The sequence below is a fragment of the Nesterenkonia sphaerica genome, from assembly GCF_005771565.1.
Lineage (GTDB): Bacteria > Actinomycetota > Actinomycetes > Actinomycetales > Micrococcaceae > Nesterenkonia > Nesterenkonia sphaerica.
In genome coordinates, this window is record NZ_VAWA01000001.1 from 194,444 (window position 1) to 218,393 (window position 23,950).

At 65.2% G+C, this 23,950-nt stretch carries 21 protein-coding genes; 15 read left to right on the plus strand and 6 right to left on the minus strand.

Features of this window, described 5'->3' with window-relative positions; all coding sequences use genetic code 11:
• The first annotated feature begins 38 nt into the window (after nucleotides 1-38).
• The 5 genes from FEF27_RS00935 (at nucleotide 39) to FEF27_RS00955 (ending at nucleotide 4,802) form a co-directional block, all read left to right on the plus strand.
• Entirely contained in the window at nucleotides 39-1,154 is a 1,116-nt protein-coding gene (locus FEF27_RS00935; RefSeq protein WP_138168944.1) for a zinc-binding dehydrogenase, read from the plus strand.
• Between the two features lie 52 nt (nucleotides 1,155-1,206).
• On the plus strand, nucleotides 1,207-2,034 hold the full coding sequence (locus FEF27_RS00940; RefSeq protein WP_138168945.1) for an IclR family transcriptional regulator domain-containing protein: 828 nt from the start codon (nucleotides 1,207-1,209) through the stop codon (nucleotides 2,032-2,034).
• Nucleotides 2,035-2,186: 152 nt separating this feature from the next.
• Nucleotides 2,187-3,398 (plus strand): thiolase family protein, encoded by a 1,212-nt coding sequence (locus FEF27_RS00945; RefSeq protein ID WP_138168946.1) that lies wholly within the window; start codon nucleotides 2,187-2,189, stop codon nucleotides 3,396-3,398.
• 16 nt (nucleotides 3,399-3,414) lie between these two features.
• Entirely contained in the window at nucleotides 3,415-4,149 is a 735-nt protein-coding gene (locus FEF27_RS00950; protein WP_138168947.1) for a 3-oxoacid CoA-transferase subunit A, read from the plus strand.
• Nucleotides 4,146-4,802, plus strand: a complete 657-nt coding sequence (locus tag FEF27_RS00955; RefSeq protein ID WP_138168948.1) for a 3-oxoacid CoA-transferase subunit B — start codon at nucleotides 4,146-4,148, stop codon at nucleotides 4,800-4,802. Before FEF27_RS00950 ends, FEF27_RS00955 begins: the two co-directional genes overlap by 4 nt.
• A gap of 290 nt (nucleotides 4,803-5,092) precedes the next feature.
• Here the strand turns inward: FEF27_RS00955 and FEF27_RS00960 are convergent, their stop codons facing one another.
• Both FEF27_RS00960 and ald read right to left on the minus strand, forming a co-directional pair.
• The gene (locus FEF27_RS00960) at nucleotides 5,093-8,311 is read right to left on the minus strand and encodes a beta-phosphoglucomutase family hydrolase (protein ID WP_138168949.1); all 3,219 of its coding nucleotides are present in this window, start codon (nucleotides 8,309-8,311) and stop codon (nucleotides 5,093-5,095) included.
• A gap of 94 nt (nucleotides 8,312-8,405) precedes the next feature.
• On the minus strand, nucleotides 8,406-9,545 hold the full coding sequence (gene ald, locus FEF27_RS00965; RefSeq protein WP_138168950.1) for an alanine dehydrogenase: 1,140 nt from the start codon (nucleotides 9,543-9,545) through the stop codon (nucleotides 8,406-8,408).
• A gap of 120 nt (nucleotides 9,546-9,665) precedes the next feature.
• On the opposite strand from ald, the gene FEF27_RS00970 reads away from it, so the two are divergent.
• The 6 genes from FEF27_RS00970 to FEF27_RS13445 all read left to right on the plus strand — a co-directional run bounded on the left by FEF27_RS00970 (nucleotide 9,666) and on the right by FEF27_RS13445 (nucleotide 14,647).
• Nucleotides 9,666-10,163 carry an Lrp/AsnC family transcriptional regulator gene (locus FEF27_RS00970; protein WP_138168951.1) on the plus strand — a complete coding sequence of 166 codons (498 nt, stop codon included), beginning with the start codon at nucleotides 9,666-9,668 and terminating at the stop codon, nucleotides 10,161-10,163.
• A 23-nt stretch (nucleotides 10,164-10,186) separates the two neighbouring features.
• Complete coding sequence (locus FEF27_RS00975) at nucleotides 10,187-11,179, plus strand: acyl-CoA thioesterase (protein ID WP_138168952.1); 993 nt, start codon at nucleotides 10,187-10,189, stop codon at nucleotides 11,177-11,179.
• A 79-nt stretch (nucleotides 11,180-11,258) separates the two neighbouring features.
• Nucleotides 11,259-12,206, plus strand: coding sequence for a CPBP family intramembrane glutamic endopeptidase (locus FEF27_RS00980; protein WP_138168953.1), 948 nt, complete (start codon nucleotides 11,259-11,261; stop codon nucleotides 12,204-12,206).
• Nucleotides 12,203-13,579 carry an MATE family efflux transporter gene (locus FEF27_RS00985; RefSeq protein WP_243728885.1) on the plus strand — a complete coding sequence of 459 codons (1,377 nt, stop codon included), beginning with the start codon at nucleotides 12,203-12,205 and terminating at the stop codon, nucleotides 13,577-13,579. Before FEF27_RS00980 ends, FEF27_RS00985 begins: the two co-directional genes overlap by 4 nt.
• A 15-nt stretch (nucleotides 13,580-13,594) precedes the next feature.
• Complete coding sequence (locus FEF27_RS00990) at nucleotides 13,595-14,152, plus strand: hypothetical protein (protein ID WP_138168954.1); 558 nt, start codon at nucleotides 13,595-13,597, stop codon at nucleotides 14,150-14,152.
• A gap of 72 nt (nucleotides 14,153-14,224) precedes the next feature.
• Nucleotides 14,225-14,647, plus strand: coding sequence for a hypothetical protein (locus FEF27_RS13445; RefSeq protein ID WP_208009547.1), 423 nt, complete (start codon nucleotides 14,225-14,227; stop codon nucleotides 14,645-14,647).
• 343 nt (nucleotides 14,648-14,990) lie between these two features.
• Here the strand turns inward: FEF27_RS13445 and FEF27_RS01000 are convergent, their stop codons facing one another.
• Nucleotides 14,991-15,749: a CGNR zinc finger domain-containing protein gene (locus FEF27_RS01000; RefSeq protein WP_166429869.1), complete on the minus strand. Its 759-nt coding sequence runs from the start codon at nucleotides 15,747-15,749 to the stop codon at nucleotides 14,991-14,993.
• Nucleotides 15,750-16,008: 259 nt separating this feature from the next.
• Here FEF27_RS01000 and FEF27_RS01005 point away from each other — a divergent pair, with 259 nt between their 5' ends.
• Nucleotides 16,009-17,265, plus strand: coding sequence for a hypothetical protein (locus FEF27_RS01005; RefSeq protein WP_138168956.1), 1,257 nt, complete (start codon nucleotides 16,009-16,011; stop codon nucleotides 17,263-17,265).
• 36 nt (nucleotides 17,266-17,301) lie between these two features.
• Here FEF27_RS01005 and FEF27_RS01010 read toward each other — a convergent pair whose 3' ends face one another.
• The gene (locus tag FEF27_RS01010; protein WP_138168957.1) at nucleotides 17,302-18,198 is read right to left on the minus strand and encodes an ArgP/LysG family DNA-binding transcriptional regulator; all 897 of its coding nucleotides are present in this window, start codon (nucleotides 18,196-18,198) and stop codon (nucleotides 17,302-17,304) included.
• A gap of 113 nt (nucleotides 18,199-18,311) precedes the next feature.
• On the opposite strand from FEF27_RS01010, the gene FEF27_RS01015 reads away from it, so the two are divergent.
• On the plus strand, nucleotides 18,312-19,097 hold the full coding sequence (locus FEF27_RS01015) for a LysE/ArgO family amino acid transporter (protein WP_138168958.1): 786 nt from the start codon (nucleotides 18,312-18,314) through the stop codon (nucleotides 19,095-19,097).
• Between the two features lie 2 nt (nucleotides 19,098-19,099).
• On the opposite strand, the gene FEF27_RS01020 is transcribed toward FEF27_RS01015, so the two are convergent.
• Nucleotides 19,100-20,740 (minus strand): phytoene desaturase family protein, encoded by a 1,641-nt coding sequence (locus FEF27_RS01020; protein ID WP_138168959.1) that lies wholly within the window; start codon nucleotides 20,738-20,740, stop codon nucleotides 19,100-19,102.
• A 273-nt stretch (nucleotides 20,741-21,013) separates the two neighbouring features.
• Here FEF27_RS01020 and FEF27_RS01025 point away from each other — a divergent pair, with 273 nt between their 5' ends.
• Nucleotides 21,014-22,084: an LLM class flavin-dependent oxidoreductase gene (locus FEF27_RS01025; RefSeq protein ID WP_138168960.1), complete on the plus strand. Its 1,071-nt coding sequence runs from the start codon at nucleotides 21,014-21,016 to the stop codon at nucleotides 22,082-22,084.
• Between the two features lie 69 nt (nucleotides 22,085-22,153).
• A complete protein-coding gene (locus FEF27_RS01030) occupies nucleotides 22,154-23,299 on the plus strand; it encodes a GtrA domain-containing protein (protein WP_208009549.1) in 1,146 nt (381 codons plus the stop codon).
• A 113-nt stretch (nucleotides 23,300-23,412) separates the two neighbouring features.
• On the opposite strand, the gene FEF27_RS01035 is transcribed toward FEF27_RS01030, so the two are convergent.
• Entirely contained in the window at nucleotides 23,413-23,889 is a 477-nt protein-coding gene (locus tag FEF27_RS01035; RefSeq protein ID WP_243728886.1) for a small multi-drug export protein, read from the minus strand.
• Nucleotides 23,890-23,950 lie beyond the last annotated feature (61 nt).

Sequence of the window (23,950 nt, forward strand, 5' to 3'; positions counted from 1 at the left end):
CACCATTAGGGTGACAGGGGAACGGAAAGGAACCTCTCATGCCAGAATCTGCTGCATTTGTGCTCGAATCAGCCCACGAACCCCTGCACCCCGAGACGCTGAGCGTCGCCGGCCCCGGTGAGGAGGAGGTGCTGATCGAAGTGGCCGCCTGCGGGGTCTGCCACACTGACCTGCACGTCATCAAAGATGAGGTGGCCTTCCCCAAGCCTGCCGTATTGGGGCATGAGGTCTCAGGAATCGTCCGTCAGGTTGGGACCGGTGTCACCCACGTAGCTCCTGGCGACCGAGTGGCGTGCAGCTTCATCATGCCCTGCGGCCGGTGCCGGCACTGCGTCCAAGGACTGGAGGACATCTGCGAGACCTTCTTCAACTTCAATCGGCTCTCCGGTCAGCTCTACGACGGCACCACACGGCTGAGCCGAGGGGGAGAGAACATCGCCATGTACTCCATGGCCGGCCACGCCCAGCACTGCGTGGTGCCCGCACGGGCGGTCTTCGCGCTGCCGCAGAATGTGAATCTGCTCGACGCCGCAGTGCTGGGGTGCAGTCTCTTCACCGGCTATGGGGCAGTCCGCGCGGTGGCGGACGTGCAGCCGGGAGAGACAGTCGCCGTCATCGCTGCCGGCGGGGTGGGTTTGAGCATTATCCATCTGGCACGAGCTGCCGGAGCTGAGCGAGTCATCGCCATCGACATCGACGACGAGAAGCTGGCACTGGCCCGCGAACTGGGGGCCACGGACGTCATTAACTCTCTGGAGACCGCGCCGGCTGAGGCAGTGGTCGGCATGCTCGGCCACGGTGTCGACGTCGCCTTTGAAGCCCTGGGCTCATCAGCGACGGTGCGGCTTGCGGTCGAGCTGCTCGACGACGGCGGGCGGGCTGTCCTCGCCGGGATCGCCCCAGCCGGGCACACGATGGATATTGACATCACGAAAGTCGTGCGCAGAAAACTCCGTATCCTCGGCTCGTTCGGCGCGCCGGCCTCCACCGCCATGCCCGAGGTCATTCGATTGGCCGGCGAGGGGCTGATTGACCTGCAGAAGCTCATCACCCACCGCTTCGCCTTCGAGCAGACAGCCGAGGCCTATCAATTGCTGAACGAGCGCAAGATCCTGGGCCGGGGGCTCATTGAGACCAACCCCGCCCTGGCCTGAGGGGCGCCGCCTGATCGGATTCGTCTGTCACCCGACGTGACATAGTGGAAAAATGACAGATTCCGACCCGGCCGCCAGCGCCACGCACAAGGGTGATTTCGTCCGGTCCCTGGCCACAGGGCTCGACGTCCTGGAGGCGTTCACCCCGGCCGAGCCGCGGCTGACGCTGACCGAAGTGGCCAAGAAGTCAGCCACCAGCCGAGCCACCGCCCGGCGTATGCTGCTGACTCTGGTCGAACGCGGCTACGCCTACACCGATGGGCGCACCTTTGAACTCACCCCGCGGGTGCTCAGCCTCGGTCACGGTTACTGGTCCGGCCGCAGCTGGCACGAACTGGTGCAGCCCTCACTGCGAGACGTCTCCGCCCGACTCAACGAGTCTTGTTCGGCGGCGATCCTCACCGGTCACGAGGTGATGTATGTCTCCCGCGTGCACACCCGCAGCATTATGCGCATCGACCTGGGGCTGGGCACCCGGCTGCCGGCCTTCGCCACCTCGATGGGCCGGGTCCTGCTCTCCGGAAAGCCTGAGGATGAGTTGCGCACGGAACTGGCGCAGGTATCCCGGCCGCAGTTCACCCCGCACACACTCACTGACCTCGATCTGCTGGTGGAGGCGATCAGCACGGCCGGCCAGCAGGGGTATGCGCTGGTGGACCAGGAGCTTGAGGTGGGTCTGCGTTCTGCCGCGGTGCCGGTGCGCGATGCAGCAGGCCACATTGTGCTGGCCATCAACACCTCCATGGCAGCAGGTGCGGAGTCGATCGACGCCACCCGGCAGCGGGTGCTCCCCGCGCTGCAGGAGTGTGCCGCTCAGGTGGAAGCAATGGTGCGTTCCCTGGGCAAAGACCTCGACAGCCTCGCCGCGGCCTCTCGCTGAGTCGGGCGGACCGCCGCAGCCAGCACTCAGGGCGCTCTTGTCCTTCGCCTCCACATTGACTACAGTGGACCTGCGAATGCGAACGAATGTTCGCAGAACGAACAACTAGTGGGATGGGGCGGCCAGCAGCGCCCCGATGCGAGGAGCGGCTCATGGTTCAGGACGCATACATCTACACCGGTGTGCGCACGCCGTTCGGGAAGATCGGCGGCGCTCTGGCCGGCCAGCGGCCCGATGACCTTGCCGCACTGACCATCTCCGCCATCGTGGACCGGGCCCCCGGTCTGGACTTCGACGGCACTGCCGAAAACCTCGGAGAAGTCATCTTCGGCAACGCCAACGGCGCCGGTGAGGAGAACCGAAACGTGGCCCGCATGGCGTGGCTGCTCGCCGGGGGACCTGTCAGTGTCCCGGCCACCACCGTCAACAGGCTCTGCGGTTCCTCCCTGGACGCCGCGATTTCTGGGGCTCGGCAAGTGGCGCTGGGCGAAACCGACCTCGTGCTGGTCGGAGGCGTGGAGTCCATGTCGCGCGCACCCTGGGTGCTGCCGAAGACTGAACGGCCCTATCCGCTGATGAACATGGAACTGGTCAACAGCTCACTGGGGTGGAGACTGACCAATAAGAACATGCCACCGCAGTGGACTGTCTCCCTGGGTGAAGCCACGGAGCAGCTGCGGGAGAAATACGGCATCACCCGTCAGCGCCAGGACGAGTTCGCCGCCGTCTCCCACCGCGCGGCCGCTGATGCATGGGCGGCCGGCCGCTACCAGAACCTCACCGTCGCCGTGCCGGGGGTGGAGCTGAGCCGGGACGAGACCATCCGGGACGGCACGACTCCGGAGACGCTGTCAGGGCTGAAGACCGTCTTCCGCCGTGAACAGGGCACTGTCACCGCTGGCAACGCCTCCCCGATGAGCGACGGAGCCTCCGCGGCATGGATCGGCTCCGCACACGCGGAGCAGACCCTGGGGATTGCTCCCCAAGCCCGCCTGGCCGGATGGGCCGCGGCCGCCAACGAACCCCAATACTTCGGCTACGCCCCTGTGGAGGCCACCAACCGGGCTCTGGCCCGGGCCGGAATCACCTGGTCCGACGTCGGGGCAGTGGAGATCAATGAGGCGTTCGCCGCACAATCACTGGCCTGCCTGGACGCATGGGGATTCGGCAACGAGCTGGACCCGGACATCGTCAACGCTTGGGGCGGCGCCCTGGCGATCGGACATCCGTTGGGCGCGTCCGGCACCCGTGTGCTGGCCACGCTGGCCGCGCGCATGCAGGCTAGCGAGACGCGTTGGGGTGTGGCCACCCTGTGCATCGGTGTGGGGCAGGGCCTGGCTGTGGTCCTGGAAAACGCGAGCTAGAAGGAGACGATCCAATATGCCTGAGATCACCCAGAGCACTGCCGCGGCGGTGGCTGGTGTCAAGGACGGCTCGACGGTGCTGATGGGAGGATTCGGCAACGCCGGCCAGCCGATGGAGCTGATCGATGCGCTGCTGGACTCCGGCGCCCGGAACCTGACTGTGGTGAGCAACAATGCCGGGCAGGGCGATGCGGGACTGGCGCTGCTGATCAAAGAACGGCGCGTGCGCAAGGTCATCTGCTCCTTTCCCCGCCAGTCCGACTCCTGGCATTTCGACGCCGCCTACGGCGCCGGGGAGATCGAACTGGAGCTGGTGCCCCAGGGCAACCTGGCCGAGCGGCTGCGAGCCGCCGGTGCCGGTATCGGAGGTTTCTTCACGCCCACCGGATACGGCACAGAGCTCGCCGCCGGCAAAGAGACTCGTCAGATCGAGGGCCGGAATTACGTGTTGGAGCACCCGCTGCGCGGCGACGTCGCCCTCATCAAGGCCCTCTACGCCGATCATGCCGGAAACCTCGTGTACCGGAAGACCGCCCGGAACTTCGGCCCCGTGATGGCCGCCGCAGCCGCGCAGACCGTGGTCCAGGTGGAGCAGCTGCTGCCCACCGGCTCACTGGACCCCGAAGCGGTCGTCACCCCAGGGATCTACGTCGACGTCGTCACCGTCGTCGCCACCCGCGGCGCTGGCGCGGCCCCTGAACCGCACCCAGCAGTGCGGGAGCACACAGCAGAGGAAATGGTGGGAGCATGAGCGGAACGGGCACGAGACTCAGCCGGCAGGAGCTGGCCCGGCTGGTGGCACGGGACATCGCCCCCGGGTCCTATGTGAACCTGGGTATCGGTCAGCCCACTATGGTCGCTGACTACCTCACCGCCGAGCAGCACGTCACCCTGCACACGGAGAACGGCATGCTGGGCATGGGACCACAGGCCCACGGTGACCGCATTGATGACGAGCTCATCAACGCCGGCAAAATCCCGGTGACCGAACTGCCCGGCGCCAGCTACTTCCACCATGCCGATTCCTTCGCCATGATGCGCGGGGGACACCTGGACGTCTGCGTGCTGGGAGCCTTTCAGGTCTCGGCATCCGGGGACCTCGCCAACTGGTCCACCGGCGCGCCCGATGCTATTCCTGCTGTCGGCGGCGCCATGGACCTGGCCATCGGAGCCAAAGAAGTCTTTGTCATGATGAGCCTGTTCGCCAGGGACGGCACGGCGAAGCTGGTGCCCGAATGCACCTATCCGGTGACCGGACTGGGCTGCGTGACCCGCGTCTATACCGACTGCGGCGTCTTTCACATCCTCGAACAAGATGGCGCTCGCCGACTGAAGCTCGTTGAACCATACGGGCTCAGCGCAGACCAGATTCAGGATCAGCTCGAGGTGGAGCTTTCAGCATAGTTCAGAAAGTTTCGCTTGCGTGGCTGGGGCGAATTTTCCAAGCGTTGCTGCTCATACAGTGCGGTCAGCAGTCTGCGCGGATGGCCAGGGAAGACCGTGCTGCGGACGAGTAATCGGTAGCGCGCGCACTCAACCATGGGACACAGTGCGATTTCTCGGACATTCACGGACCATCGCGCGGCCCGTTCACGGTTGGCAAGCCGCTGATCGGGTCTCGCCGGATCTGCATGGGCTCACCGACCGCCGGACGCCCCTTGACTGCCAAATCAGCCATTTAAGCGAAGTGACACCTAGGGCTGCCCCACCAGCTGGGTCTGGTGAGCACGAGCCTGATGCTCCAACTTCACAGTCCATACCTCGCCGGGCTCCATCAGCTTGTGCTTACCCTCCACATTGATATCGATGGGTTCGGCTGAGCCCTGAGAGAGATTCAACGTGATGTCCTGATGATTGATACGGACCAGAATCGGCTGGTTGCGGTACCGCATGCGGAACGTCACCTCCGGAATCTCATCCGGCAGCAGCGGGCGCAGCCACAGGGCGTCCGCCCGGGTCTCCACACCTCCATAGCAGCGCAGCACCATATCCACCGTGCCAGCCATGGCACCCAAGTGCACCCCTTCACGCGTGGTGCCGCCCTGAGTGTCGGCGAGGTCAGCCTCCAGCGCCTCCCGGAACAGGTTCCAAGATCCGGCCCGGTCAAACCGAGCAGCCACCCAGCCGTGCACCACCCGGGACAGTGTGGACCCGTGGGAGGACCGGGCCAGGTAGTACTCGATGGTCCGGCCGAAGTCTGTCATGGTCAGCTCGTACCCCATGTGCTGCAGTGAACTGATCAGCTCATCGGCGCTGAACAGGTAGCACAGCATGAGCACATCGGCCTGCTTGGAGAGCTTATAGCGGTTGGTCGCGTCCCCCTCGGCCTGCAGAATCAGGTCCAGCCGGCCGATGTTGCCGTACTTGGCCTTGTAGCTGGCCCAGTCGAACTCCATCAGGTCCTCATAGCCGTCGAACTGGCTGATGATTCCATCCTGATGGAACGGCACGCGCAGACGGCGGGATATGTGCTCCCACTTGACCAGCTCGTCCTCGAAAATGTCGAGCCATTCGCTCAGCGGATCGTCCCGGGAATCCAATTCCCGCACCAGCTGTGCGGTGTGCCGCAGCATCCACGAGGTGAGCACGTTGGTATAGGCATTGTTCTTCAGGCCTGAGCCAGGGGTGTCGGGGTAGCCGTCGTGATACTCGTCCGGGCCCATCACCCCGTCAATGTCATAACGGTCGTCGGCGGCGTCGTACTCCGTCATGGAAACGAAGAAGCGTGAGATTTCCACCAGCATCTCCGCCCCGTAATCGGAGAGGAAGGTGTAGTCCTGGGTGGCCTCAAAGTATTGGAGCACGGAGTAGGCCACCGCCAGGGAGACGTGCCGCTGACGATGGGAGTTATCCGGCATCCACATCTGCGACCGCGGATTCCACAGCTCGGTGGGAGTCTCTTCCCGGCCGTCAGACCCGGCCTGCCAGGGAAACATTGCGCCGGAGTAACCGGCGGCGCGCGCTGCCGCCCGCGCCTCGCCGAGCCGCCGGTAGCGGTACATCAGGATCCCGCGGGTCAGTTCCGGGCGGCGCAGAGTGAGCATGGGGTACATGAACAGCTCGTCCCAGAACAGGTGGCCGCGGTAGCCCTCTCCGGAAAGGCCGCGTGCAGGCAAGGAGGCATCCAGGTCACGGCGAGCCCCGAAAGCTGTCTGCAGCACGTGGAAGGTGTGCATATTCAGCGCCAACTGCTGGCGGGAGTGACCGGGGCCGATGGAGACGGCGAACCGGTGCCACAGTGTCCCCCACATCTCCTCGTGGTAGGTCAGCATCTCCCGGAAGCTGGTGGCGCGCTGGACGCGCTTGACCGCGTTGTGCCACACCGTGGAGATGGCGTGGTCATGCGAGCTCGACGCCGCAGCGATCTTCTCCAGGACCACCGGCTCACCCTCGGTGAGGTTCAGCGAGATGTCATGTCCTGCCACCAGCTCCGACTCCATCACCGGCCGGCGCATGGGCGCTGTCCTCAGCCGCACCGACGTCCGGGTCGCCACCGCGACCTGCACCCGGGACTGATTGGTCTCAGTCTCCAGCAGCACGGTCTCACCGTCGATCTCCTGGGAGTTCACCGGATGCAGGTGGTTGCCGGCCAGCTCACGGTCGGCGGCGACATTGCGGTTGGCCACGCGCCCTTCCACCATGGAGCGCACATTGACGTTGCCGGACCAGTTCTCCGCCTCGATCGTGATCTCCATCGCCGCCAGGTGCACCCCAGCCAGCGACTGAAACTGACGGAAGGTGACTTTGGTCCGCCGTCCGTGCAGGTCCTGGTAGCGGGCCACGCGGGTGACAAGTCCGCGTCGCATATCCAGTTCCTGGCGGTAGTCCAACAGCTCGGGAGAGCCCGGGAGCAGGGGGATGCCAGCTTCTGGGGTGATCTGCACATAGGTCCAGTCCGGGATGTTGACCATATGTTCGGTCTCCACCGTCTTGCCCATGATGTCGGTTTTCAGCCGGTTGAAGACTCCGGCAATGTAGTTCCCCGGGTAGTGGGTCGCATCGGCACTGGTGCCTGGGTAGGAGGCACGGGTGCCCCAGTATCCGTTCGCTGTGTGGCACAGGACCTCGCGGGTGGCTTCCTCGCTCGGATCGAAGCTGTCGTAGACGAGCACCCAGTTGGGGTCATGAGGTTTTGTGGTCCGGGTGTGCAGCCGGGCCACAGAGAGGTCGGAGACCACAATGTCTGCCCCGCCCTCTTTCAGCCGGCGCGGGTCACCGCCCCGGTTGAGTCCCACCACCATGCCGAAGTTCCCTGCCCGTCCGGCCTGGACGCCGGAGACGGCGTCCTCGACCACAATGGCGTCCTCCGGCTCCACGCCGAGTTCAGCAGAGGCATGCAGGAACATGTGCGGGTTCGGTTTGCCGGGGATGTTCCGTTCCAGGGCGTCGGTGCCGTCGACGATGGTGTCGAAGATGTCCTCCAAGCCGGCACGGCGCAGCACTTCCCTGCCGTTGCGGGAGGAGGTCACCAGCGCGGTGGGGATCCCGTCAGCCCGCAGCCGGTGGATCAAGTCAACAGTGGTGTCGAAAACCTCCACTCCGTCGCGGTCCAGCACAGCCTGGAAATAGCCCTGTTTGCGTGCGGCCAGGCCGTGAACGCTCAGCTGGTCGGCTGGGCCGTCGGGTGAGCCTTCCGGGGCGTTGACTCCGCGTGCTCGCAGAAGCGTCCGGACCCCCTCCTCGCGTGGCCTTCCGTCGACGAAATTCAGATAGTCCTCTCGGGTGAACTCCGGCTGTTTGGTGCCGGTGAGCTCGGTCAGGCAGGAGTCGAACAGCTCCTTCCACGCGGTGAAGTGCACTCCTGCGGTGTCAGTGACCACGCCGTCCATGTCGAAGAGCACGGCGCGGAAGTGCCGCAGTGCGTGACGCTTCGCCTCGGCACTGTGCCGGAAGGGGTTTTCGAAGGGGTGCATTGCCACCTCATGGTGATCGCGGGGTCGAGGACTGCCACATCATAGTGCACGCGAAACCCTACTATGGTGGCCCTCCTGTGCCGAACCCTCCCGGTCAGCTCGCCATGCTCTCCTGCCGCAGGTCCAGCAGCTGGGACTGATCGACGAAGGGCAACTCATGGGCGTCGCTGACCGAGCGATGGGTCACATGCCCGGCCATAGTGTTCAGCCCGCGGGCCAGTGCGGGGTCGTTGGCCAGCGCAGCGGATGCTCCGAGGTCGGCCAATGAGGTCACATAGGGGAGGGTGACGTTAGTCAATGCATAGGTGGAGGTGCTCGGCACCGCGCCGGGCATATTGCTCACGCAGTAGAAGAGAGCATCGTGGACTCCGAAGGTGGGGTTGTCATGGGTGGTGGGGCGGGAGTTCTCAAAGCATCCGCCCTGGTCCACCGCGATGTCGACCAGTACGCTGCCGGGACGCATGGCCTTGACCATGGAGTCGGTGACAAGCTTCGGGGCTCTGGCCCCTGGGATCAGCACCGAGCCGATGACCAGATCGGAGTCCACCACGGCACGCTCCACCTCGAGGGCGTTTGAGGCGATGGTCTTCAGCCGGCCGGCGTACTGGGCGTCGAGCTGCCGGAGCCGTTCGACGTTGATATCCAGGATTGATACCTCAGCGCCCATACCGACCGCTATGGCGGCAGCATTGGTGCCAGCAATGCCTGCTCCGAGCACCGTGACCTTGGCCGGTGGGACCCCGGGCACTCCGCCCAGCAGGACACCCCGCCCGCCGGCAGGCGCGGTGAGCGCTTGGGCCCCGGCCTGCACCGAGAGGCGACCAGCCACCTCGCTCATCGGGGCCAGTAACGGCAGCCGCTTGTCCGCCGTCTGGACGGTCTCATAGGCAATGGCAGTGACTCCGGCCTCGAGCAGGGCGCGGGTCAGAGCCGGTTCGGCAGCCAGATGCAGATACGTGAACAGCACCAAACCTTTGCGGAGGCGGTGAAACTCGGACTCCACCGGCTCCTTGACCTTCAGCACCATATCGGCCCTGGCCCACAGCTCATCCGGGTCATCGACAATCGTTGCCCCAGCGGCGCGGTAGTCCTCGTTGGTGATGGCCGAGCCAATTCCTGCGCCGTCCTCCACCAGCACCTGGTGCCCGCGCTGGCGCAGCTCATGGACACCCGAGATAGTGAGGGCCACACGGTGCTCGTAACTCTTGACTTCCCGCGGGACCGAGATAATCATGGCAAACCTTCCGAAGAAACTATAGGTAATTACGTCAATTATCGTCGATCCACTTGAATTACACGATAGAATCGAAGAAAATTCGGCACAGAGTCGATAAATGTCATAAGGATGGAACCCATGCCGCCGAAACGCAGCCGAACGCCGAAGGAACTGCAGCCAGGACATGAGCTGGATCACATTGACCGCAAGATCCTGGACCTGTTGCGCGACGATGCGCGCATGACCAATCAGGCGCTCAGTGCCGCACTGGGCGTGGCTCCCTCCACCTGCTTGGCCCGGGTGAAGGCGCTGCAGCAGGCGGGTGTGATCAGACGATTCACCGTGGACGTGGACCCGCGGGCGCTGGGGCGGGGCATCGAAGCACTGATCAGCGTGCGGCTGCGTCCCGGTGCGCGTCAGCAGATGGTGGCCTTCGGCGAAAACCTGAAGAAGGTCCCTGAGGTCACCCAGTACTTCTTCGTCGGCGGCATGGACGACTTTCTCATCCACGTCACCGCCCGGGACACCGACCACATCAGGCAGTTCGTCCTGGAACACCTCTCCGCTGACCCGGTGGTGGCCACCACCCAGACCAGCTTGGTCTTCGATCATGTCTCCGGCCTCGCCTCGCACTGAGGCAGCAGTGCTACCGTCAGTGCATGCCCCGCCGGTCAAGCATTGAGCTCACCTTCCGAGAAGTCACAGGCACCTCGCGGGACTCCACGGTGCCTGCCGGCGTCGTGGTGGATTGGATCGACAAGACGGCCTACGCCTGCGCGGCCAGCTGGTCCCGCTCTCAGTGCGTGACCTCCTATGTGGGAAACATGCACTTCACCGTGCCTGTGCCGCGGGACACGCCGGTCACCGTGCAGGCCCGGGTGGTCCACACCGGGCGTTCCAGCGTCCACATCCAGACCCGGGTGCTGATCAAAGCGGCATCAGGGGGCTGGCAGACCTGCACCGAATGCTTCATGATCTACGTGGCGCTCGGCCCCGACGGGGAAGTGGAGCCGATGACGCCTTTCGAACCGAACAGTGAGCTGGAATCCCGGCGGGATATCGACGCCGCCCGCCGTATGGTCTACCGCAGGCAGGTCGAGGAGACCATCCAGTCACTGCCCAAGACGTTCAGCTCCACGGAGGCGCTGACCCTGCGGTTCCTGGTCAGCACCGAGGAACGCTACCCGGACGGGAAAGTCCGCGGCGGTGTGGTGATGAAATGGATCGACCAGGCCGCTGAAATCTGTGCCGAAAGATACTGCGGCTATGACGTGGTCACCGTCCTCTCCGGAGGAGTGCGGTTCTACCGCCCCATCACCATCGGTGATCTGGTGGAGGTCGACGCCCGCCTGGTGCTCACCGGCTCCAAGTCTATGCACGTGCTGGTGCGCGTCCGAGCCGGAGACCGGTGGGATCGGAACCCCGAGGATGTGGCCTACGGGCTGCCAGTGATGGTAGCGCCGGATGGGACCGGCTCCGCCCGGCGCATCGTCCGGTGGGAGCCGATCAGTGAGGAAGATCATGAGGTGGCGGACAAGGCTCGCCGGATTCGAGACCTGCGCAATGCCACCCTGCTGACGCCCTCGCCATATTCCGGCCCGCATGAGGTCCACGCAGACGCGGCGGCTCCGACTGAGACGTCCCTGCAGTGACTCCCCCTGCACGGACGTCTAAGCGCCAGCACCTCAGCGGGATGCCCACCCGGGTGTCGATTCATTAGGCTTGAGATCAATGACTCAGCAGCCGCCGCCGGTGCCCAACCCTTACGGACCGCCTGTTCCCGCACAGCCCGCCCCGCATGGGCCGCCCCCTTCTGGGGTGCCCGCCGCGCCGCCGGGACCGGTCGGCCCGCCCCCGGGTTGGCGCCCGCCGCCGCGAAAGAAGCAGCCGGACGCTGAGCCCGGAAGGTTCACCTGGTGGGACCTGGGAGCCACTCTGTTCTATGTGCTGGGCTTCCTCACCGGCCTGGTGGGGCTGCTGGCGCTGCTGCCGCCGATCAACGAGCTGATTATCGGCGACGAAGCCCAGGCCCAGCAGGCCACTTTCGTCATCAATGCCGTCGGTTACGGGCTGCTCTCTGTGATCGCCATTGTGCTCTCAGGGGCGGCGTTATGGCGGTCGATCAAAGCCTTCAGCTACCTGTGGTGGCTGAAGCTGCTGCTGGTCCCCGTCGCCTGGGTCGTCTCCATCGTGTTGAACCTGGTGATTGTGGTCCTGATCTTCGGCTCCACGGGGGAAACCTCTGAGAACCAGGAGGCCATCGAGGCCATGCTCCAGGCGGTCCCGCTGCTGGCGGCGGTGGCTGTGATCGGGATTCTGGGCCCCTATGTGGAGGAGTACTTCTTCCGGCACCTGCTGATCGGCAAGCTCTCCAAGTACCTCAGCATCTGGATCTGCGCGGCGATCTCGGTGCTTGCCTTCCCCCTGATTCACTTCATTCCCGCACTATTGGGAATGGCTGATGACCTCACCTTCATCTCCGTGGTGCCCTACCTGACGATGGGCATGGTGATCACGGTGGGATACATCCTCTCCGGGCGGAACCTGTTCTATGCGTGGGTGCTGCACGCCTTCAACAACGTCATGTCACTGCTGCTGGCCTATTTCCTGGTGCCTTGGCTCGGGGAGTACGCCGGTGAGCTCCACGGTGCGCTGTGGCTGGCAAGCCTCCTCGGGTGAGCGCGACGCCGCGCACGCACACCGCACCCTCGGCGGACTCCCGCCCGCTGCCGCGCCAGATCCTGGCGCTGGCGGTGCCTGCGCTCGGGGCGCTGGTGGCCGAACCGCTGTTTCTGATGGCCGATACCGCCATCATCGGGTGGTTGGGGACTGCCCAGCTTGCCGGTGCGGCACTGGGTGTGACTGTGATGCACACGGTGGTCGGGCTGATGATCTTTCTGGCCTACTCCACCACGCCGGCGGTCGCCCGCTTCGTCGGGGCGGGCAAGACGGCCAAAGCGCTTGCCGCCGGTCGTGACGGATTGTGGCTCGCCCTGATCCTCGGTGCAGTGTTGGCGCTGGCCGGGCTGGCCGCCGGCGAGGATGTTCTGCGCACGATGGGCAGTGCAGGGTCGATGCATCCCCATGCCCTGGAGTATCTGCTGTGGTCCCTGCCAGGACTGCCCGCCATGCTGCTGGTCTTCGCCGCCGTGGGCGCATTACGCGGCTTCCAAGACACCAAGACCCCCTTGGTGGTGGCCGGCTGCGGGTTCGGCGCCAATGCAGTGCTGAACCTCATTTTGGTCCACCCCGTGGGGCTGGGCGTGGCAGGGGCGGCGATCGGCACCTCGGTCTCCCAGTGGGCGATGGCGGTGGCGTACCTGATCATCCTCGTGCCCCGGATGCGCTCTGCAGGAGTGAGCCTGGGGGTGGACCCGCTGGCGCTGCGGGCCGCAGCCCAGGTGGGCGGCTGGATGTTCCTGCGCACCCTCACTCTGCGCGCAGCACTGGTGGCCACGGTGGTGGTGGCCACCGACTTGGGTCCAGAGACCTTGGCTGCCCACCAGGTCGCGTTCACCTTCTTCTCCACACTGGCGTTTGTCCTGGACGCGCTGGCCATCGCCGCTCAGGCGCTCATCGGCCGGGAACTCGGCGCCAGCCGGCGCGAATCTGCCAGGCGCATGACCCGGCTCATGATGGGGTGGGGGGTCGGTTTCGGTGCGCTGCTGGGCGCGTTGACCGCACTGGCCGCCCCGTGGGCCCCCAGGCTTTTCACTCCAGATGCGCAGGTGGCGCAGATGATCACCGTTGCTCTGTTCGTCCTGGCAGCGGCGCAGCCCTTGGCTGGTTACGTCTTCGTGCTCGACGGAGTACTCATGGGTGCCGGAGACGTGCGTTACCTGGCTGTGGCCGGGGTGGTCAACCTCGGTCTCTACCTGCCTGCGCTGTGGTGGGTCTCAGAATCGGTCGGCGCCGCGAATGCCGCAGCCGGTGGGGAACCGATCCTGTGGCTCTGGCTCGCCTTCGGTGTGCTGTTCCTCGGGGCGCGGGCGCTGACCCTGGGGCTGCGTGCCGCGACCGAGCGGTGGGTCGTTCTCGGCGAGACGCGGTGAAGTAAACTTGCGCCCGTGCCCCTGACCCGCGTTGACCCCCACACCGCCGCCGCCTTGGTTCGCCCTGCCTGGATGCGAGCAGTGGTCACTGCCGTATTCGCCGCGTTCACGATTTTCTGGATCGACGACACCCTGACGGTGGCCCGCATTGGGTTGGCGGCATTCTTCATTCTCTGTGCCACTGCGGTCTGGGACTATGTCAAGACAGAACAGGTGCCCCCCTCCCTCACCGGAGCCGGCGCACTGGGCGCCTCCGGCTGGGTCCTGGCCGGCATTGCCGCCCTGTTCGCGCCCTCCACCGGGGTCCTGGCAATCATTGCCGGGACCGGGTTCCTGCTCATGGGAGCCTGCGAGCTCTACGGCGGGCTGAAGGTGCGCCAGGAATTCGTGCCTGCGCGGGATCACGCGATACTCGGCGTCGTCGGGATCCTCACCGGTCTGGGGCTGTTCCTGGGTGCAGGACTGGACCCGCACGGGATCTTAGGTATCTCCGGCACCGGTGTGATCATTATGGCGGTGCTGCTGCTGATCTCCGCGGCTGGCCTGACCCATGAAGCGCGCAAGGCACAGTAAAGGTGCACAGCGACTTCTACTCAGCGTAGAATTACAACGACGCAGACCCCTCCGCAAAGGAAACCCCACCCCGTGCCAGAAGACTCCAAGGAGCGCCGCTCCGTGCTGGAGACTGTCAAAGCCCCGCTGATCTTCTCATTCGCGCTGGCGGCGGTGGCTGGCTTCGTCTCACTGATCGTCTCCTCGGGAGGCTCCGACAACCCCCGGGTCGAGCATGACTCCGCAGGCGTGGACAACCCGATCAATCTCTCGCTGCTGGCCTTCGGCATCGTATTCATCGTCAGCCTGTTGCTGGTCTCCATGCTGCAGCTGGCCTCACGGGAAAACCCCGAGGAGTTGTCCCAGGGCGGGGGAGTGAACCGGAACTCTGAGGAGCTCTACCGTCAGCAGGTGGCACAGCGGCGGGAAAAAGCGCGCCGCCGCCAGGCCGAGGAAGCAGCCGGCACGAACGGCACGCCGGAGGAGCCGCCCTATGGGCGCCGCTCAGAGTCCTAGTCGAGCTGGCGTCGTCGGGCCGGGAACTAGACCTTCCTAGTTCCCTGCGGGCCGGAATGCCGCAGAGGAGAAGTTTCCAGTGAACCAAACGGGCCCCACGAAGAGGACATCCCGGACACTTGTCAGCAGCGTCATCGTAGTGGCGGTGAGTCTCCTGCTCACCGCGGTGATCTACGGGTGGATGATTTGGAGCAACTGCAACTCCGAGGGGATTGCCGACTTTCTGGTTGATGTCAGAGAGTTCCACACATCTCATGCCGGATGTGACCCTCGTTGATGCTCCCCTGCCACGTGTGACCTCGTCGCAGAGATAGTCTCGGGAAACTGCGCCTAGGGCCTGGCACTAGACGTTCTTTGACTCCTGGGGGCTGGGATGCCGCTTCTGCATCAGCTCCTCGCGCATCCGATCACGGAACTCCTTGGCGGCGATCGCAGTGGCAGAAGTCGGGCGGTTGATCTGCTCGGCCTTCTCCGCCGCGGAGGGCTTGGCCCACCGGTGACGGGCCGGTCCGGCGTACTCCTCATGGTCCTTCCTCGCCGCCTGACGCGCGCGGTAGGCCCGCACATGGGCACGATTGGCGCAGTTGCCGAAGTCGCAGAACAGTTTCGACCGGTTGCGTGTCAGGTCGACGATGGCCGCCTCGCAGTCCTCGCCACGGCAGATGCGCAGCCGCCCAGTCTCCTCATGTGTGACCAGAAAAGCCAGCGCAGCTGCCACCGTCGCGGTCATGACATCGCTGATCTGCGGTGAGACGGGGATGGGCCGTTCGCGGAACCCGGACCCTGACGAGTCGGCCACCACTTCCCGTCCCACACCCTGGAGCAGGTCATTGATGATGTCCAGCTCCTTGGGCTCGATAACCGGGGCAGCGCGCCATAGGGTATGCAGCTGGTTGCGCAGCGCACGCACCTGCTCCAACTGCTTGCGGTTCACGGCGGTGGACGGCCACTGAAGCTGCGCAGGCCGTGCGCTGAGGTAAGCCTCGAGTCCTTCCACGGTGGAGAGAGTCTCCGGTGAAGGCTTGGCGCTGTGCAGCCCCGCTGCGGTGTTGATCAGCTCTGAGGCGGCGATGAGGGCACGATTGGTCTCTGGGTTGAACATGCAGCACTCCTGCTCAATGTGGGAGCGCCCTTCAGCGGGAACGGTCGCTTGGGGCGCAGTCGGTGCAACGGTGAGCGACCAGTCAACATTTCCGTCATCCCAGATGGGGGTGTCGACCGTCGCGGAACCACAGTCTAACGTGAACTCTTCTGACCTGGACACATGCCTTGGTCCACGGCGCAGGGCCAGGTGTCTCGTGGTCTGGACCGCCCCGTGGCGGGACTGACGGCGAGGGGATGCATCTGGTACATCTGGGGAGGTGACTTCCATCCGCAGACCTGGACGGGCGCGCACCTTAGCCATCAGCGCCGCACGGGAAGAGACTGCCCACCCCACCGGGGGTCCGGCGGAGCAGACCGAGAGTCAGGCGCAGCTCCAAGTTCTTGTCGAGTCACGAGCGATCTGGTCAGCACTCAGCGGAGGGCTGTTGGGTCTGCTGGTCGGGCTGGTGGTCTTCTACGACCATCGGCCACGCCTGGCAGGGGATGAATCCATCCAGTTCTACGGCGCGGTGGTCGGTGGTGTGACGGCCGGGCTGGCCTTCCTGTTGGGCTATTCGCTCAATGCGCGGATGGCGAACATTTGGTTGGGGCAGCGTCCCAGACTCCGTCAGCTCATCGACACTTTGGCATTGCTGGTGGTCCATGCCTCGATCGCGGTGATGGGATCGCTGGGGATCTTCCGAGTCTTTCAGGAAGCGTTCATCGGCCTCACCGTCGATCACCTAGCAGGCTCGGTGCTGTTGGCGGTGGTTGGGGGAGTCGCGGCCTACTTCAGCTTCAACTCCGGTGCACGCCTGACCGCCTTCACCCTCTCCACGCTCCTGGCAGTCTTCATGGCCTCCGGGGTGCTGGTCTCGATGATTTTCGCCGAGAACCCATTCTGGTGGCATGTGATGTTCTCCGAGCTGGGGACCGGTCAGGCGGGATTGACCAGTTTCTGGACCTTCAACACCACCTTGGTGGTCTCGGGGATCATCATCACCACCCTGACCGCGTTCATCACCCGCGACCTGGAGATCTGGGCTGGCCACGAACGGGTCAAGGTGGCGCGCCGGCTGGCCTCCCGCGCCAAGGAGGCCCGCACCCCCGGCGGCAAGACCCGGCTCCGCACCCGGGTCTCTAACGTCCTGTCTGGACACTTCCGCACCCCGCGCGTGGGGGTGCTGCGCACCGTGATGATCATCATGGGCCTGTGCCTGGCAGGCATCGGGCTGGTGCCCATCAATGTGCACCACGATCTGCACACCGTCATCACCGCAGCCTTCGGACTCAGCTTCGTCTTCATTCTGCTCACCGTGCCCTATCTGCTGCCAGGTTTCCCCCGATCGTTCTATCTGCTGAGCTTTCTTGCCGCGGGCGGACTGATTTTCTCGTTCCTGCTGTGGAGGCCGGTGGGTTATTGGAACCTGACCTCAATGGAACTCATTGGTGCTGCGATCCTGTTCGCATGGCTGATCGTGTTCATCCGGAATATCGCCGCGCTGGTGGACCGGGTGCGCCGCAGCGAGCCCTGAGCCGGACTACCGCGGTGAATCTGGACGTGTTGAGCGCTAGAGGTTTAAATGCCGCTGCGCGGAGCGCCGCACCGCCTCACTGAGCCGGTCCAGGGCGGGGGTGGTCGTCGTCCAGTGCTGCCAATGCAGTGGGACGTCCTCTCGGCCGATCTCGGAAATCACCACTACATCGGGGTGCCCTCCGTCCAGGACCCCCGCCGGAAGCATGGATTCCGGGATCATTCCCCATCCGAGCCCATACCCCACAGCGGCGTTGTAAGCCTGCACGGAGGGCAGCAGATGGGTGACTGCCGGAGTGGCGCCCAGCCGAGCCAACGCATTGCGTTGGGTGGCGTCACGGATGCTGAAGTCGATCTGCGGCACCTGCGCCCAGTTCACCTCGCCCTCAGCACTGCGGTGCCGATCCAACAGCTCAGAGCTGGCCACCGGCCAGTACCGCATCGTGCCCAGCGGCTGCACTCGACACCCCGACACCGGCGCCGGGGTCTCCGTCACCGCAGCTGCGACGGTGCCATTGCGCAGCAGCTCATCGGTGTGCTGCTGATCCTCCGCATGCACGTGGATCTCCACATCGTCCCAGGTCGCCGCCTCTTGGAGCACTCGAATGAACCAACTGGAGAGGGAATCGGCGTTCACGGCGACCGACAGAGTGATGGTCGGCCGGTAGTTGGGTGAGGAGCCACGAAACCCCAGGCTGCGCCGTGCCTCATCCTCAAGCAGGATCGTCTGCCGCGCGATGCGCAGCAGTTGCTCCCCGGGGCCGGTCGGCCGAACCGGGATGGTCCGGGTCAGCAGCACCTGTCCCACCTCCCTCTCCAACGCCTTGATGCGCTGGGAGAAGGCCGAACCTGAAATCATCAGCAGTGCGGCGGCTGAGTCGAACGTCCCCTCATCCACGGCAAGCACAAAGGCTCGCAGGTGGTCCGTGTTCATCGCGTCCTCCTGTTTCATGTGGGGACATGTGGCCCGGTATCTGAAGCATAGCTTCACTCAATGAAGAATATTGCGCTAGTGCGGACAGGCATCGGCTCGGCACACTGGATTTCATGCTGACTGTATTGCTCACCGGACTCCTGACCACCTTGGCCCTCATCGTCGCTATCGGCCCACAGAGCGCCTGGCTGCTGCGCCAGGGTCTGCGCCGTGATCGAGTGGCGCTGGCGGCATTGTGCTGCCTGCTGGGGGATATTGTGCTGATCGTGGCCGGAACGGCCGGAGTCGGCGTCGTGCTGGATCACGCGCCCTGGCTGCTGGATGCCATCCGGTGGGTGGGGGTTGGTTATCTGACCTGGTTCGCCTACCGATCCTTCCGCTCCGCCTATAAGTCCCGGTCGGGCTCCGAGGAGGGGCAGTCAACGGCTGAGTCCCAGGCCTCGGGGATCCACTTTCCCGGTGGCGGGGGCGAGGTACTGCCGGAGCGCAGCTCCCGGGAGGAAGTCCGCGTGGCGATGACCTCGGAGCTGCCGGTGGTTCCGGAAGCGGCCGCGTCCGGGGATACAGCCACCAAGACCCGCCGCAAGGTGAGAGTCACCAAGGTCTCCAAAGTCTCCACGGTGGCCGCCACCGGGCTGATGCTCAGCGTGCTGAACCCGCACGCCTGGGTGGATTCGCTGGTGGTGCTGGGCACCATGGCCAACGCTTTCGGTCCTGACAAGTGGTGGTTCGCCGCTGGGGCGGTGCTCGCCTCCGTACTGTGGCTGAATCTGCTGGCCGGCGGGTCAGCTGTGCTGGCCAAGCTGCTCAGCAGCCCGCGGACGTGGAAGGTCATCGATGTCGCAGTAGGGGTGATGATGCTGGTGGTGGCCGGAGTGCTCGCCTTCACCGGGTTCTGAGCTCAGAGGTGGGACTGAGTGTCCTGCAACACGGCGCGGGCGGCGTTGTAGCCGGACATTCCGTGCGCCCCGCCGCCGGGCGGAGTGGCTGCCGAACACGCATAGACCGCCTCCATGCCGGCGGAATAGGGCCGGCGCATACTGGCTGGCCCTGCGAAGGTCTGACCGATGGTGCTCAGCCCGGCGCTGACGTTGCCTCCCACCAGGTTGGCGTTCCACGTCTCCAGATCCGCCGGAGACCACACCTTGCGCTCCAGCACGGCATCCCGGAACTGCGGGGCCCACCGGCAGATTTCCTGCTCGATCAGCTCCGCGGCGCGGGCGGTCCCGGCGGCATCGAGCCCCAGCGGCACGTGGGCGTAGGCCCAGCACACTGTCCGGTGGTCCGGCGTCCGGGAGTCATCGGCGGCGCTGGGCTGGGTCAGCAGCACATACGGCCGCCCGGGAAGCACCCCACTGTTCGCAGCTGCCTCGCTGGCGGTGATCTGCTCGGCGCTGCCGCCCAGATGCACGGTGCCAGCACCGTCGAGCCCCTCGGCCTGCCAGGGAATGGGCCCGTCCACCAGATAGTCGATCTTGACCACCCCGGGTCCGTACTTCCAGCGTTGCAAACGCCGGGCCACCCGGTCGGTCAGGTGTAGGCCTTCCATCTGAAGCATCTGCCGCGGGGTCATATCCAGCACGACGACGTCGGCCACCTCCTCGCCGGTCCGCCGCCGGGGGCCGCGGTCCCCGGCCCGCCGGCCCTCGATCCGGTATCCGCGCCGCCTCAGATTCTTCCGCACTCCCAGCCGAAGCCCGGTCAGGGGTACATCCCGCAGCCCCTCGACGCGGAAGTCGGTGACGATCTCCCCGCCGTGGGCGCGAAGGTCAGCGGTGAGCAGATCCACCAGCTGCTGCGAACCCCCTCGTATCACCGGCCAGCCCTCCGTGTGGGCGGCCGCTGCGAGGATCACCCCGACCGCCGCGGTCAGCGGCCGGGTCAGCGGAGCGGTGGAATGCGCGGCCAGGCCGGCGAACAGATCCCGGGCGCGATCGGTCTTGAAGCTGCGCATCAAGTTCCGTGCCGGCATGGCCCCCACTGCGCCGAATTGCGCGAACGCCGCCCCCCGGGAGGTCCCTGCCCAGAGAAGGCGTCTGACCGCGCGCAGGGAACTGAGGGCGTCGTCGTGATGGCCGCGGCTGATCCCGGCAAAGGGACGGCTGGGCGGGGTGAAGATGGCCTCCTTGACCGCCTCCCAATTGTTCACCAGCGGCCCGAAGATCCAGCGCCACAACTCGGCGTCCTCACCCAGTTCTGCGGTGGTGCGCTCCAGCGAACGGTGCAGCAGTGCGGGCGCGGCACCCTTGCCATCGCCGGGATGAGCCGCCGCCACAGGGGGGTGGGCAAAGTCCAGTCCTCCGCTTCCGGGGGGCGCGCTCGCCGTGATTTCCGCATAGGCAGTGGAGGCGGCCGCCAATGGGTGCACGCTTGCCCCCAGATCGCTGATCAGGCCGGGGCCGAACAGCTCAGCGGAGCGCGCCGCGCCACCGGGCAGCTTCCCTGCCTCGTAGACGGTGACCTCCCAGCCCGCGCGGGCCAGCATGCAGGCAGCGGTGAGCCCGTTGGGGCCGGAGCCGACGATCGCAGCGTGCAGCGTCATAATCCCACCCTACGGTGCGCTGCTGTGTGGACGCGGGGAGCGTCTCACCTGCTGGGGTGGGCGCGCGTGGTGGCCACCCCAGCCCTACCGCGCGCTCCCGATGACCTTGCCCTACCGGTCTTGCCCTGCCCTACCCGTTTTTACCCTGTCCTACCGGTCTTACCGCGCGCTAGAGCTGGGGGTAGAACCGATAGGGCGGGGTAAACCTCTCCGGTCACGGGCATACTTCAAATTTGAAGGAATTCCCTGGGTAGGATGACAGTTGAGGTGATCATGACTATCAGCACTGAGCGCCACAGCGACGCATTCGAATTCGGCATCCACACCTTCGGCGATGTCACCAAGACCCCTGACGGTTCCCGAGAGCTCTCCCAGCCGGAGGTGCTGCGCAATGTGATGCAGGAGGCGATTCTTGCTGACCAGGTGGGGATCGACGTCGTCGGCATCGGTGAGCACCACCGCCCGGACTATGCGGTCTCCGCACCGGATGTGGTGTTGTCTGCTGTGGGTGCCGCTACCGAGCGCATCAAGCTGATCTCCGCGGTCACCGTGCTCTCCTCGGACGACCCGGTGCGGGTTTACCAGCGCTTCGCCACCATCGACGGTCTCACCGGCGGCCGGGCGGAGGTCTCGCTGGGCCGGGGCAGCTTCATTGAGTCCTACCCTCTGTTCGGCTATGACCTTGCCGACTACGAGAAGCTGTTCGAGGAGAAGGTGGATCTCTTCGTCAAGCTCCGCGCCGAGGGTCCGGTCACCTGGCGGGGTGAGACTCGAGGCGGGCTGCAGGAGGCTGAGATCTTCCCCAAGACCGGTCACGCAGGCGGCCTGCCGACCTGGATTGCGGTCGGCGGGACACCGAACTCGGTGGTGCGGGCCGCCCGTCACGGGGTCGGACTGGAGCTGGCGATCATTGGTGGAGCGCCGCGCCGTTTCGCCCCGTTGGTGGACCTGTACTACCGAGCTCTGGAGCAGTTCGGCCACGACCGCGACTTCCGGGTCGCCTCCCACTCGCACGGGTTCGTCGCCGACACTGACCAGAAGGCCCAGGACGTGTTCTATCCGGCTTGGGCTGAGTCGATGTACAAGATCGGCCAGGAGCGCGGCTGGGGCAACGGGTATCCTTCGCGCGAGCAGTACGAGCAGGAGATCCTGCACGGCGCGCTCTACGTCGGGGCGCCGGAGACGGTGGCGGAGAAGATTGTGCGTACCCAGAAGCAGCTGGGCATCTCACGCTTCGGGCTGAAGTACGGCAACGGGTCCTTGGCGCACGAGCACATGATGGAGGCTATTGAACTCTACGGGACCAAGGTCAAGCCGCTGGTGCTCCAGGAATTGAGCGCCTGAGCCAATCGGTGAGCGTCATCTGAGCAGCCCACTCAGCCAGCTCAGGCTGTGCTACATATAATCCCCAGCATGCACCAGAGGAACACCACGCAGGAGATGGCCCCCAGTCAGCGCGATGACCAGCCGCAGGAGATGGCACCAAGCCAGTGCGATGCTCAGCCGCAGGAGAGTACGCCGTCTATCGCGGTCTACTCAGACCGGGGCCGCGCCTCCATGTGGGTCAGCAGAGTGCTCACGGAACTGCAGGATCGGGACGGCCCGGGCGGAGACTGGGCTCGGGAGCTCAATATCGTCCACAAGCGGGCGCTAATTCCGCTGCGTGAGGATGCGACCTTGGACCTCGACGAGGTCAAGGCCTGGGCACGAGATGACGAAGCGGACATGACGGTGGTGGTTACGGAAATCCCCCGGATGGCCGGCCGTCGCCCTAAGCGCTCGGAGCTGCACTGTGCCGATTCGCTGGGGATCATCTCGCTTCCGGCCCTGGGCCCCCTCAGGGTGCGCAAGTGTCTGCGCCGGGAACTACGCATCTGCTTTGACGCCCTGGGCGAAGGCAGCAACGAGGAGGTGCAGCGGCACGCGGGCCCTATGTCCCAGATAGAGAATCAGCGGGGCGGTGACACTGTCTACACCACCGCGCCGCGGTTCATGCCTGCCCGGACCTGGACCACATTGGGGATGGTCGCCAACAACGAACCGCTGTGGTCGTTGCCGAAACTCTCCGGTGTCTTCTCCGCGGCCGCCGCCACCGGGGCCTTCGGCATCTTCTTCTCCACCATCTGGGAGATGGCCACGTTCCTTCCGCAGTGGCGGCTGGCGGCCGTGTCGGCGATTGCCGTTGCGGTCATGGTCTCTTGGCTGATCCTGGCCAACCGGCTGTGGGACCGGGCGGGCCCCGGCGGCAAGCGCGAAGCGCTGATGTACAACGCCTCCACGGTGATCAGTCTGCTCGTGAGCGTGGGCATCCTGTACCTGATGCTTTTTGTGTCCATTCTGCTGGTGGGGCTGCTGCTCATAGACCCGGAGTTCCTCGGGAGCACGATCGGCCAGGAGGCAACCTTGGCCAGTTATGTGGACATCGCCTGGCTCTCGGCCTCGATGGGCACTGTGGCGGGAGCCATCGGCTCAAATTTCGACGACGACACTGACCTCAAGAACCTGACTCAGGGTTCCAGGGAGATGCAGCGGTACCCGCGCGACGCCGCGCAGCGGTGACGTCGGCTCCTCCCCTTGGTCACCGACCTCAGCGGGAGGGGGCCACGGGCAGTGCAACATTCAGTACGATGCCAAGTCGTGAATCCCCGTGGTATCGCATCCGGGAGGTCCACCTAGGTGGAGATCAGATCAAGCAGACCGACGCCCAGCAACGCGAAACCAGCTCCCCATACGGTGACTGAGACGAACATCCACGCCATCACCAACGTGCGGTTGGCGCCGAAGGACACCATCAGCGGTGCGGTGAACTGGCTCGGCAGTGCCAGGGGGCCCAAGAGGGAGACCCCGGGGATGCCGAACTTGTCGAACAGTCGCTTCGCCTTGGCGCGGCGCCGGTACTGGGTCTCACTGAGCTCCTGCGCCTTCTTCCGCTTCAGCACAGTGGACCGGATCCACTGCGCGCCGTAGATGACCAGGGTCAGTGAGAGCATATTCCCGATGATGGCCGCCACGAGGGCCACCCACAGCGGCATCCCGATGACCACGCCGATCAGCGCGCCGAAAAAAGACTCCACGCTCGGGATCGCTGAGATTGCTATGATTCCCAACCACTGCAGCGTCTCCGGAAGGCCGTCAGTCCATTGGTGCATTCGGCCTATAAAGGAGTCTTCTGGCAGCATCACTCAGGCTTTCTCACTGGGGGTGTGTCGA